At 53.7% G+C, this 13,438-nt stretch carries 6 protein-coding genes; 2 read left to right on the top strand and 4 right to left on the bottom strand.

Features of this window, described 5'->3' with window-relative positions; genetic code table 11:
- Positions 1 to 53: 53 nt before the first annotated feature.
- The 3 genes from feoA to greB form a co-directional block, all read right to left on the bottom strand.
- Positions 54 to 278: a ferrous iron transporter A gene (feoA, locus tag ACOZIO_RS14345; protein WP_013573590.1), complete on the bottom strand. Its 225-nt coding sequence runs from the start codon at positions 276 to 278 to the stop codon at positions 54 to 56.
- 416 nt (positions 279 to 694) lie between these two features.
- A complete protein-coding gene (locus ACOZIO_RS14340; RefSeq protein ID WP_129953808.1) occupies positions 695 to 3,025 on the bottom strand; it encodes a Tex family protein in 2,331 nt (776 codons plus the stop codon).
- A 111-nt stretch (positions 3,026 to 3,136) separates the two neighbouring features.
- Entirely contained in the window at positions 3,137 to 3,610 is a 474-nt protein-coding gene (gene greB / locus ACOZIO_RS14335; protein WP_129953807.1) for a transcription elongation factor GreB, read from the bottom strand.
- Positions 3,611 to 3,841: 231 nt separating this feature from the next.
- Between greB and ACOZIO_RS14330 the strand changes: the two genes are divergently transcribed.
- Together ACOZIO_RS14330 and pbpC are read left to right on the top strand one after the other, a co-directional pair.
- Positions 3,842 to 9,859: an MG2 domain-containing protein gene (locus ACOZIO_RS14330; RefSeq protein WP_421595432.1), complete on the top strand. Its 6,018-nt coding sequence runs from the start codon at positions 3,842 to 3,844 to the stop codon at positions 9,857 to 9,859.
- Between the two features lie 55 nt (positions 9,860 to 9,914).
- Complete coding sequence (gene pbpC / locus ACOZIO_RS14325) at positions 9,915 to 12,284, top strand: penicillin-binding protein 1C (protein WP_421595431.1); 2,370 nt, start codon at positions 9,915 to 9,917, stop codon at positions 12,282 to 12,284.
- A 51-nt stretch (positions 12,285 to 12,335) separates the two neighbouring features.
- On the opposite strand, the gene ACOZIO_RS14320 is transcribed toward pbpC, so the two are convergent.
- Entirely contained in the window at positions 12,336 to 13,436 is a 1,101-nt protein-coding gene (locus ACOZIO_RS14320) for a fimbrial protein (protein WP_129991458.1), read from the bottom strand.
- Between the last annotated feature and the right edge of the window lie 2 nt (positions 13,437 to 13,438).

Here is a 13,438-nt window from a genome sequence, read left to right as displayed (position 1 = left end):
TGCAAGCGCAAGGCCCGCCGCGAAAAATGTACTGTCACCGGCCTGACGGGGGATCAGGCCATCATCTCGAGCTGCAGCAGATCGAGATCTTTTCTGCGGACCACCAGGCTGGTACGGCGGGTTTCAATTTGTACCGGATCGCCCATCGGCGCCACGCGGATTATGTTGAAAAATGAACCCGGCAACATCCCGAGTGACAGCAGTTTCTGCCGGTAAGCCGGGCTGATTTCGTGTGAAAAGCCGGTAATTTTATAAGCACGTTTTGACTGAAGTTGCATAATTCCTCGCGAGGCGATCAGGCATTAATGGATGACGGCGTTTTAGTGATTTTGCGCCGTGCGTCCTTGCCCGGTGGTTCCACTGACTGGCGATTTATGTTGCTAAAAATATTGCTCTGAAATTGTCCCTGGTGCGAAATGGCCAGCCTGAAACTGGCGGTGCACTGAATACACAAAGAAGTACAAATGAGAATAATTATCATAATTAGTACGCGTATGGAGACAAAAGAAAAGAGGTGGGCCTCTTCGCGGGTATCTCCACCGCGTCGCTATCCTATGCCTGCGGGATGTGCGTTTTATTGATTTACCTCAGTGATTGATTCATTAGGAGAGAGTTTAAAAAGTGTCGAAAAAAGAGGCGTAAAAAAAGCCGCTGATTATCAGCGGCTTTCACAGGGAGAGGAGCAAAAGGAAAATTACCGTTTTTTACTCAGTGCAGCTGCCAGCGCATCGGCCATCGCGTTGTTACCGGCAGGAGCCGCATTGCGCCCCGCCGGTTTGCCCGGTGAATGACGCTTCTGATTATCGCGGGAATCTGTCGCCGGTGCGGAAGGACGCCGTGCCGGTGCTTCGCCGGGCTGTTCGTCCAGTCGCATAGTCAGCGCGATACGTTTACGTTGCAGATCGACTTCCATCACTTTGACTTTCACGATGTCACCCGCCTTCACCACTGTGTGAGGATCTTCGACGAATTTGTTCGCAAGCGATGAGATGTGAACCAGACCGTCCTGATGGACGCCAATATCGACGAACGCACCAAAGTTGGTAACGTTAGTGACAGAACCTTCGAGGATCATACCCGGCATCAGGTCGTTCATGGTTTCGACGCCATCGGCAAAGGTGGCGGTTTTGAACTCAGGACGCGGATCGTGCCCCGGTTTTTCCAGCTCTTTGATAATGTCGGTGACCGTTGGCACACCGAACTGCTCATCGGTGAATTCGCTGGCTTTCAGGCCGCGTAACACATTGGAATCACCCATCAGATCTTTCAGTGCCAGCTGTGTCGCTGCCAGAATGCGTTCCACGACCGGATAGGTTTCCGGGTGAACTGTCGAGGCGTCGAGCGGATTATCGCCGTGGTTGATGCGCAGGAAGCCCGCGCATTGTTCAAAGGCCTTTGGCCCCAGACGGCTGACTTTCAGCAACTGCCCGCGGTTACGGAACTGACCGTTTTCATCGCGCCAGCTGACAATATTCTGCGCCATCATGCGGGTCAGGCCCGCCACGCGGGTCAGCAGAGGAACGGAAGCGGTGTTGAGATCGACACCCACGGCGTTCACACAGTCCTCCACGACGGTATCGAGTTTTTTCGCCAGCTGGCTCTGGCTGACATCGTGCTGATACTGACCGACACCGATGGATTTCGGGTCGATTTTTACCAGCTCAGCCAGCGGATCCTGCAAACGACGTGCGATGGAGACGGCTCCGCGAATAGAAACGTCCAGATCCGGGAATTCCAGTGCCGCCAGTTCGGAAGCGGAATACACCGATGCACCGGCTTCGCTGACAATCACTTTCTGCGCTTTTACCGCCGGGAACTGTTTTTGCAGCTCGAGGAAGAAACGTTCCGTTTCCCGCGACGCGGTGCCGTTGCCGATCGCCACCAGTTCGACGTTGTGTTTGATGCACAACGCGGCAACCTGTTGCGCGGCTTTTGCCGCCTGACCGGTATGGGGATAAACGGTATCGATATCCACCAGTTTACCGGTGTTATCCACAACGGCGACTTTCACACCGGTACGTAAACCCGGATCAAGCCCCATGGTGGCGCGCATACCGGCCGGCGCGGCCATCAGCAAATCGTGCATATTACGGGCAAAAACGTTAATTGCTTCATCTTCTGCGCGTTCACGTACGGTGCCCATCAGTTCAGTTTCGAGATGCAGCAGGACTTTGATACGCCATGTCCAGTTGACCACGGCGCGACGCCAGACGTCAGCAGGCGCATTGTTCAGGCGCAAACCCAGATGGTCGATGATCAGTTGTTCGGCATAGCTTTCTTTTGGCGGTTCGTCATGCTGTGGATCGGCATTCAGCGCCAGCTGTAAAATACCTTCGTTGCGGCCACGGAACATCGCCAGCGCACGGTGCGAAGGTACCTGGGAAATCGGTTCGTGATGATCGAAGTAGTCGCGAAATTTCGCGCCTTCCTGCTCTTTACCTTCCACCATCCGGGAGGTCAGATGGGCATTTTTCCACAAATAATCACGGACTTTTGCCAGCAGCGAGGCATCTTCTGCAAAGCGTTCCATTAAAATATAACGTGCGCCGTCAAGTGCGGCTTTGGCGTCCGCTACGCCTTTGTCTGCATCGACAAATTTTGCGGCAGCAGCGTCCGGCTCATTTTGCGGCGCGTTCCACAACAGTTCGGCCAGCGGTTCCAGTCCGGCTTCAATGGCGATTTGTCCGCGCGTGCGACGCTTTGGTTTAAACGGCAGGTAAAGGTCTTCCAGCTCGGTTTTGCTCAGCGTGGTATTGATGGCTTTCGCCAGATCGTCGCTGAGTTTTCCCTGCTCCTCAATGGATTTGAGAATGGTCTGGCGACGGTCTTCCAGCTCCCGCAGATAACCCAGACGGGTGTCCAACTGACGCAGTTGGGTATCATCCAACCCACCGGTGACTTCCTTACGATACCGTGCAATAAACGGCACGGTATTACCTTCATCCAGCAGACGCACCACGGAAGCAACCTGCTCCGGGCGAACCTGCAATTCACTTGCGATAATGCGGCTCAGTTGATCATTCATAGGTCTGGTATCAGTTTTTTCGTTTAAAAAAGCAGGGCACAGTTATACGGTTTGAAGACATAAAATGCCAGTCATCAGGCCATCCACCTGCGTGTTTTGGGAGTTAGCTGATCATTTCACGTATTCAATTTCATTGACGTACCAGGTTGCGTCGCCGACCGGCGTGGTCACCACCAGACTGTCGCCCACTTCTTTTTTCAGCAGGGCGCGCGCCATCGGCGAATCGATAGAAATGTAGTCTTTGCGGCCAAAAATTTCGTCATAGCCGACAATACGGAAGCGCTTGATGTCGCCGTCGTCGTTTTCCACCTCCACCCACGCGCCAAAGAACACTTTTCCGTCCTGCTGTGGTGAGTAATCGACGATGCGCAGTTGCTCCAGACATTTCGTCAGATAACGCACGCGGCGGTCGATTTCGCGCAGCCGCTTTTTATTGTACTGATAGTCAGCATTTTCGCTGCGATCGCCCAGACTCGCGGCCCAGGTGACTTTTTTGGTCACCTCCGGTCGCTCTTCGCGCCACAGGAAGTCCAGTTCAGTTTTGAGCTTGTCGTAGCCTTCACGGGTAATCAGTTTGGTTTTCATGTCACCTGTCGCTTTCCTCAACATTCTCCGGCTATTGTTTCATACAATGGCGCCGCTGGCAGCGCAGAAATCAGCCGGAAATTCTGCGTTACTGCTACGCTATATCTGATGGCTTTGCGGGCAAATAATCTTTATCCTGCGGCGCAATGCGTTGAATTTAATAACAGTCCTGATTCACATAAAAATATCACTTCTGGCGATAGTTCACAGGGATTAGAGGTACAGCAGCAAATGGATTTATTAAAATTCTTACTTCGTCTGCCTTTTATATTGATAAAAGGTTTTTTCCGCGTGCTGGCTTTTATACTGAGCCTGCTGGGTCGCGTCTTCAAACCGGTGGTCGGCAATATCGACTGGCGTGCGCCTGCCTGGTGGGCAGCCACTTCCGGCTGGCTTAAGCGCAGTGTTACGCGCATGGAAAATGGCGTAGATCACTACCCGAAAACCATCAGCCTGGCGATTCTTGTTTTGCTGTGCGCCGCAGGGGCGGGCGTTTACGGCTGGCACTGGTGGCTCAGCCGCCCGCAGCCTATCGACCCGGCCCCGAGGGTGTATCAGGACACCAGCGTGCGTGTCAGCGGACCTGAAGCTGTGAATTACGCCGCGCAAAAACCTGCATCACAGCAGGTGATTTTCAATTTCCGCCATTCTGCCGCGCCCGTAACTGATGTTGGCAAAGTGGTTGAAAAAGGGATTTCCCTGAAACCTGCCGCCGAAGGTGAATGGAAATGGGTGAGTGGCTACACGCTGGTTTTCATCCCTAAAAATCCGCTGCCGATGGGCAGAAAATATGACGTGAACTTTACGCCTGATGTCCTGCTTGCGCCGCAAATCAAGCTGGCGAAAACCCGTTATGAATTCACCGCCCCTGCGTTCGATTATCAGCTGGGGCAGGCTGAGTACTATCAGGATCCACAGGACCCGCAAAAACGCAGCGCGATTTTTAACGTTAAATTCAATGCACCGGTGGATGTTGCCAGTTTCGAAAAACAGATTTCGCTTGGCCTGACCGAAGGTAAAGCGAAAACTGAGTCGAAACTCAATTACTCTGTGGTCTATGACCAGAAAAAACTCAACGCCTGGGTACATTCCGAGCCGCTGAAACCGCTCGATCACGGCGGTTCGGTGCGTGTCACCCTTGGCGAAGGCATTACATCGACCGTGCCGTCGAATGCGACTGCGCAGACTAAAAATGCCGTGGTGTCTGTGCCGACGCTTTACAGCCTGGCGGTGAATGAAGCCAGTGCGCAGGTGGTGGATGCCGATGGGGCGAAAGGTCAGCGGGCGCTGATCGTCGGTTTCAGCGACGCGGTGAAAGATAAAGATATCCGCCAGGCAGTCAAAGTCTGGCTATTGCCACAGCACAATCCAAATGATCAGGACGAGGCCAAAGGCCCGGATGATTATGCCAGCTGGGCCGTTGACAGCGTCGAAAACAATGTACTCGCGCAGTCCACGCCGCTGAATATCCAGCTTAATGATGCGGAAAGCGATTATCAGCCGCAGTTCAGCTTCCGCTTCGATGCGCCTGCCCGCCGCGCTATGCTGGTGGAAATTGACAATATTCTGACCTCTTCCGGTGGCTACAAAATGCCGGAAAAAGTGTACCGCATCGTCGCGGTTCCGGATTATCCGAAATCCCTGCAATTTATGTCGCAGGGCTCGCTGTTATCGGTCAGCGGTGACAAACAAATCAGCGTGGCGGCACGCAACGTGCCGGGCCTGCGTCTGGACATTAAACGGGTGATCCCAAGCCAGCTGCAACACATTGTGTCATTCAAAAGCCGTGAGTATTCATCGGCGGAATTTAACCGCCTGAATGACGAATATTTTACCGAGCACTTTACCTATCAGACGGCGGTCAATAACGACAAACCGGGCGACGTGAATTATCAGGGCGTCGATCTTTCGCGTTACCTCTCCACTGATCCGGCGTCACATCGTGGCGTATTCCTGCTGACGCTGTCGGAATGGGATCCGAAGAAGAAAGAAAATAAACCGGAAACTGATGACGCCGGCAATGTCTATCAGGACGATGGGCAGGGCGAAGAAGAAGCACCGGTCGGCGACTCACGTTTTGTTGTCGTCACCGATTTGGGGATTATTGCCAAGCGTTCACAGGATAAAACACGTGATGTGTTTGTGCAGTCGATCCACAGCGGTGCGCCGGTGGCGAACGCGAAAGTTTCCGTGATTGCCAAAAACGGCATTACCCTTCTGACACAAACCACCGGTGCTGACGGTCATGTGCGCTTCCCTGCGCTGGACGTTTATACCCTTGAACGCCAGCCGGTGATGTTCCTGGTGGAAAAGGAGGGCGATGTCTCCTTCCTGCCGGCGGACCGGAATAACGATCGCGGTCTCGACTTCTCCCGTTTTGATGTCGATGGCGAAATCACGCCGAACGACCCGCGCACGCTGAGCAGCTATCTGTTCTCTGATCGTGGCGTTTACCGTCCGGGGGACACCTTCAATATCGGACTGATTACCCGCGCCGCCGACTGGAGCAACGGTCTGGCGGGTGTGCCGGTGCGGGCTGAAATTCACGATCCGCGCGACAAGCTGATGAGCACTATTCCGCTGACGCTCGGTGCCAGCGGTTTCAATGAGCTGAGTTATACCACTGACGATAATTCACCAACCGGTGAATGGAACATCTATTTGTATCTGATTGGCAAAGACAATGCCTCTTCCACTTTGCTGGGCCATACCTCGGTCAACGTCAAAGAGTTCGAGCCGGATCAACTGAAGGTGAAACTGCAACTGACGCCGGACCGCAGGCAGGGCTGGGTGAAACCGTCAGAATTGCAGGCCAGTATCGACGTACAGAACCTGTTCGGTACGCCCGCGCAGGACAGGCGTGTGACCTCCAGACTGACGCTGCGCCCGATGTATCCGAGCTTCGATCAATTCCCGGATTACGCTTTTTACGAGAACCGTCAGAACAGCGACGGTTTCGAAACCGAGCTGGAAGACCGCAAGACCGACGAAAATGGTGCGGCGAATATCCCGCTGGATCTGAAATCTTATGCTGACGCGACGTACCAGCTGCAACTGCTGTCCGAGGCGTTTGTGGCCGGTGGTGGCCGTTCCGTGGCTGCGACGGCGCGGGTGCTGGTATCGCCATATGACTCTCTGATCGGCGTAAAAGCCGACGGTGATTTAGGCTATATAAACCGCGATGCCGCACGACATCTGAACGTTATTGCGATCGACCCGTCGCTAAAACAGATTGCGCTGCCGGACCTGAAAGTTGCGCTGATTGAACAGAAATACATTTCAGTGCTGACCAAACAGGATTCCGGCGTTTACAAATATCAGTCGAAAATGAAGGAAGTGCCGTTGTCGGAACAACCGCTTTCGCTGACGGCGCAGTGCAACAACCTGACGCTGGCGACGGATAAACCCGGTGATTTCGTGCTGGTCATTGAAGATGCGAAAGGCAATGTGCTGAACCGCATTGGCTATACCGTGGCCGGTAACGCCAATCTCAGCCGTTCGCTGGACAGAAATGCTGAACTGAAGCTGAAACTCAATCAGGCGGAATATCAGCCAGGTGAGGAAATCGAGGTATCCGTTAACGCGCCGTACACCGGCAGCGGGCTGATCACTATTGAGAAAGATAAAGTGTACAGCTGGCAGTGGTTCCATACCGACACCACCAGTTCGGTGCAGAAAATTCGCGTACCGGCGGGAATGGAAGGCAACGGTTACATTAACGTGCAGTTCGTGCGTGATGTGAATTCCAATGAAATCTTCATGAGTCCGCTGAGCTACGGGGTGATGCCGTTCAAAATCAGCACCAAAGCACGGCAGAACAGTCTTGAAGTCAACGCGCCTGAAGTGATTAAACCCGGCGAAAATCTGGTCATGACGGTGAAAACCGAGGGGCCTCAACAGGTGGCGCTGTTTGCTGTGGATGAAGGTATCTTGCAGGTGGCGCGTTATCGCCTGAAAGATCCCCTGGAGTATTTCTTCCGTAAACGCGAACTGGGTGTGGAAAGCGCGCAGATTCTGGATCTTATCCTGCCGGAATTCAGCAAGCTGATGCAGCTGGCCGCCGCGCCGGGCGGCGATGCTGGTGAAGGGCTGGATCTGAACGTCAATCCGTTCAAACGTAAGCGCGATAAGCCCGTTGCGTACTGGTCGGGTATTACCGACGTGAACGGTGAGAAGCAGTTTAATTATCCGGTGCCGGATTACTTTAACGGTAAAATCCGCGTGATGGCGATTTCCGTCACGCCGGACAAAATAGGGAAAGCGCAGACCTCGGCGACCGTGCGCGACAACTTCATCATGACGCCAAACGTGCCGTCGATGGTGGCACCGGGCGATGAGTTTGATGTCAGCGTCGGGGTCAGCAATAACCTCGAAGGGCTGAACGGCAAAAGCATCCCGGTTGCGATTCACCTGACCGTACCGCCGCAGCTTGAAGTGGTGGGTAACGCCGATCAAAACGTGTCACTGGCAGAAAAACGCGAAGGCGTGATTAACTTCCGTCTGCGCGCCAAAGCGTTGCCGGGCGATGCACCGCTGGTGTTTGTCGCGAAGTATGCAGATAAAACCAGCCGCCGGACGATCAGTACGTCGGTGCGCCCGGCGATGCCGTTCCGCACGCAGTCAGTGATGGGGCGTATGAGCGGCAGCAGTCAGAACGTCGATAACCTGCGCCAGATGTTTGATGCTTATGCGGTGCGCACGGCAGCGGTATCCAACTCGCCGTTAGTGCTGACCCGCGGCTTATCCCAATATCTGGCGGATTATCCGTATTACTGTTCTGAGCAGATTGTCAGCCGCTCCGTGCCGTTGATCCTCGAAACAATGCATCCGGAAATGCGCGGCAATCTCAGCCCGGCGGACAGCAGCAAGCAACTGAAAGACATGATGGCGGTGCTGCGTTCACGTCAGAACGACAGCGGCGCGATTGGCCTGTGGCGTTCATCGCCGCAAACCGATCCGTTTGTCACACCGTACGTGGTGCAATATTTGCTGGAAGCCAAAGCGGCGGGCATCGCGTTGCCTGCAGGTATGCTGGAAGAGGCCAATTCGGCGCTGCGCGAACTGGCAGCCAATCAGAACGATGATTTGTATACCCTGCGTCTGCGGGCATGGGCGGTATATCTGCTAACCCGTCAGGGTGAAATCACCACCAGTTTACTGGCCTCGGTGCAGGACACATTACAGCAGCGTTATCCACAGAGCTGGGAAACCGATCTGAGCGCGATGTATCTGGCGTCGTCATACCGTTTGCTGAAAATGGATGATGAGGCGAATACGTTGTTACAGCCAACCTGGAAGCAACTGAGCAAGGCGTATGACACAGCCTGGTGGACGCAAAGTTATTTTGATCCGCTGGTGCAGGACGCGACGCGGCTGTATCTGATCACCCGTCACTTCCCGGAAAAAGTGTCGGCCATTCCGCCGCAGGTACTGGAAAATATGGTTAAAGCGCTGAAAGAAGAGCGCTATACGACGTATTCCTCGGCGATGAGCATTCTGGCGCTGGAGAGTTATTCCACACAGGTGGCGGCGCAGGCGACAGTGCCGGATGCGCTGAAAATCACGCAGATCAGCAAAACGAAAAACGTCGAACCGCAGCTGATTTCTCAGGTTCAGGGGCTGTTTGCGAAAGCGAATTTCACTGCTGACGCGCAGGCTATCCGGGTAGAAAACAGCAACAATGCGCCAGCCTGGTATGTGGTGACGCAGGCGGGCTACGATCTGGCCGCGCCGGAGAAAGCCATTTCCCGTGGTCTGGAAATCACCCGCGATTACACCGATGAGCAGGGTAAGCCGGTGACGCAGATTACGCTGGGGCAGAAGATCAATGTACATCTGAAAGTTCGCGCTAATTCGCAGGAAGGACAAAGTAATCTGGCGATTGTTGATTTGCTGCCGGGTGGTTTTGAAGTGGTGCAGCAAACACCACCGGAGCCGGAATCTGACAGTGATGAGGAAAACAATGGCGCAGAGGCTTCTACGTCATGGCAGTCACCACTGGCGGCATCGGGTTCGACATGGGCACCGGATTACAGCGATATTCGTGAAGATCGCGTGGTGATTTATGGCAGCGCCAGTACCGATGTGCAGGAGTTTGTGTATCAGATTAAAGCCACCAATACCGGCAGCTTCCTCATTCCGCCAGCCTACGGTGAGGCGATGTACAATCGTGATGTTCAGGCTTTGTCCGTCAGTGATAAAAAACTGGTGGTCGTGCCGGCGGATGACACAGCAGTGGCTGAAAAATAACAAAACGCAGAGCCCCGTCGTTTACGGCGGGGCGTAACCTGTTCTGAGTAGCAAGATGATCACCTTTCCCGCATTTTCCAAAACAGCCAAACGTCAACTGCAAAACATAGCAATGGCGGTTTTTTTACTGGTGCTGATTATGGTGGCGTGTCGCCTCTGGCCGCATCCGCCTCTTTCGCAAGGGCAACCTTTTTCCACCGTTTACTATGACCGGCAGGGCACGCTGATGCGTATCACGCTGGCGAACGATGATCGCTACCGGCTGTGGACGCCGCTGGAACAGGTGTCTCCGCTGGCGGTGAAAAGCTTGTTGCTGCACGAAGATCGCGAGTTCTATTATAACCCCGGTTTCAATCCGTTCAGCCTGATGCGGGGTTTCTGGCGCAGCTATATCGCTGGCGAAAAGATGCAGGGCGGCTCGACCATCACAATGCAACTCGCGCGAATGCGCTGGCATCTGAATACCCGCACGCCATCCGGTAAATTCATGCAGGTGTTGCGTGCTGTGCAACTGGAGCTGAGTTATTCCAAACATGACATTCTTGAAGCCTATCTGAACAACGCGCCGTACGGACGAAATATTGAAAGTATTGGCGCGGCCAGCCTGATCTATTTTAACAAAGCCCCGAAATACCTGACGTTACCGGAAGCCATGACGCTGGCAGTTTTGCCGCAATCGCCGAGCAACCGTATCGACCCTAAAACCGGTGTTGTCGGTGCGGCGCTGACGCAGGCACGTAATCGGCTTTTCCTGCGCTGGCAGGCGCATTATGCGACAGACAGCAGCCAGCTTTCATTATTCCGATTGCCGTTGGCCATGCGCCAGCCCGAGCGGATGCCATACATTGCACCACATTTCATTGAACAGTTACGTCAGCAAAACCCGCAGGTTATCCGCACGGATACCCGAATTGATACTACCCTGGATGCGGGTTTGCAGCGGCTGACCGAGCGTCAGGTCAATGCATTTATCACCCGCAATACAAACCGTGGTATTCACAATGCCGCCGTTTTACTGGTCGACACCCGTGATATGGGTGTGCGTGCGCTGGTTGGGTCTGCGGATTATTACAATCGTGCGATTCAGGGGCAGGTAAATGGCACCAATGCCAAACGCTCGCCGGGATCAGCGCTCAAGCCCTTCATTTATGCGCTGGGCATGGAACAGGGTGTCCTGCACCCGATGACTATCCTGAAGGATGTGCCTTCCGCGTTTGGTGCCTACGCGCCGGAGAACTTTGATCGCCGCTTTCTCGGTCCGGTGACCGCAACTGATGCACTGAATTTCAGTCGCAATATTCCTGCCGTCTATGTCGCGTCACAGCTTCACCAGCCAACGTTCTATCAGTTCCTGCGTCTGTCCGGCATCGCCAATATGTCCGGCGAAAATCACTACGGTTTGTCGCTGGTGCTGGGCGGCGGGGAGGTGACGATGCAGGAACTGGCAAAACTGTATGCCCTGCTGGCGAACCGGGGTGTGTTGCAACCACTGCGGATGCAAAAGTCCGATCCACGCCAGACGGTGCCAGTGCGTTTGCTGAGTGAGGAAGCCAGTTTTATGACACTCGACATGCTGCGCCAGCACCGCCGACCTGGCGATACGCTGGCACAGGCGCCGTCTTCGCTGCCGGTTTATTGGAAGACCGGCACCTCCTGGGGCTTTCGTGATGCCTGGAGCGTGGGGGTTTTCGGGCCTTATGTGTTAGTCGTATGGGAAGGGAATTTTGACAGTAAAGGCAACAACGTGTTTGTCGGCGCAGAGGCGGCGGCGCCGTTATTTTTCAATATTATCGACAACATTAACGCCAGTTATCCTGATTTGCAGGAGCCTGAACGCCCGTTTCCGAAGCGGCTGAAGCGGGTTGATATCTGCCTCGCCAGTGGTGATTTACCAACCCCGTGGTGCCAGCAAAAAGGGAAAACCTGGTTTATTCCGGGCAAGTCGCCGATCAAAGTTGATACGGTTTACCGGCCGGTACGTCTCGATAAACTCACCGGTGAGGTGGCCTGCCCACCTTATGAGGAAGACGAAACCCGTACGGAAGTGTTTGAGTTCTGGCCATCGGATCTGGCGAATGTGTTTGCACAGGCAGGCCTGCCAAAACGCAAACCCCCGGTCAATCACTGCAAAGATGAGGGGGTGGATGTCAGCGGTAATCCTCCGCGCATCACATCACCACTGAAAAATACCACTTACACGCTGCGGCAGTCACTGCAAGGTCGTGACCGGATTGCCTTTAATGCGGTCACGGATGCGGACAGTAAAACGGTGTATTGGTTTGTCGATGACATCTACCTCGGCAGCTCTGCCAGCAAATCTGCTATCAACTGGCGGCCCATCAATAACGGCCAGTACCGTATCCGTGCGGTCGACGATCATGGAAGGGCGGACAGCCGGTTAGTGAATATAGAGATTGTGAACTGAAGAAGGATGCTCTGAAGAGAACAGGCAGCATCAAGGCTGCCTTTTTAGCACTTATTTAATATCAATTTTCAGGGTCGCGACCCCGCTGAATTCACCGGTTTCCAACTTACCGCCGACCAGATTGATGGGGTAGGCACTCAGGGTTATCTGCCCCTCACCGTTCTGATTCATAGGCAGTATGCCGTTTCTGAACGGGATAGATATTCCGCCACTATCTAAAACAGTGATGCCAATATCGGCCACATTATCCTTAGCACGGCGTCTGCCCACCAGATAGTACTGATCAACCACATCTTCTGCTTCGAGCGTCATGGTTAATTTGTTGCCGGAAGGAATGACCGGAAGACCATTTTGCGTACAGTCGTAAACGATATCGAATGTATTAGGTCGGAAATTCTCCGGTGGTTGTTTGAGCCGGGTAAATGTGGCCGCGCTAATGGTGCCAAAATCTACCGATATAATTTCACCTTTATTGATCTCGCAACTTTGAGGAACCGTAATGGTACCGCCGATATAAACAATGGCGACCGGAACAGTCGATTTTGTGCTGTATGAGGATGATGTTGCAGACGTTGCATAGATTTCAGCTACCGCAGTACGCGGGATTTCCAGCTGACCCACAAAGGGTTTTGTGACGTAGAACGACAGGCTGCCTTCCGAGCCAGTGGTCAAGGTGTCCTGTGTACTTTGCTGTGGGCAAATTCCCGTTCCGTCCTTATCCCAGTGTCGTGTGGCATCACTGATTTTACTCGCCGGAACAATCACTGGCTCTGACGTTTTAGGAATAGCGATACGTGTCATCACATCCAGATGATCATTAATTTTATAATAATTGTTTGTATGTCCGGCCGGTAAAGAGGATTTCAGGGCATAAAGGATCAGTATGGCATCGGTACTCACATCGGCATCTGAGCAATTACACATTATCTGGTAACCCTGATGACCTGCATTAAATGCACGTTCATAGGACTTACCCACGGTATTCTCTTCTGCTTTCATGTCTTCATTGAGCGAATTGTCATAAGACAGCGCGCTGCCCGTGCTGGGCTCGCAGGCTTCCGACCCTGCAAGGGCTGAAGAGGAATACGTACCTGACAATGCTAATACCAGCGCGAGGAGGGTGATCCTCTGCTTCCCTTTGTTTATCTTCATCT

The sequence above is a fragment of the Rahnella sp. PD4 genome (assembly GCF_049199325.1).
Taxonomy (GTDB): Bacteria; Pseudomonadota; Gammaproteobacteria; order Enterobacterales; family Enterobacteriaceae; genus Rahnella; species Rahnella perminowiae.
Note: the sequence above shows the minus strand (reverse complement) of the source record. Positions and strands in the feature narration are given on the sequence as shown.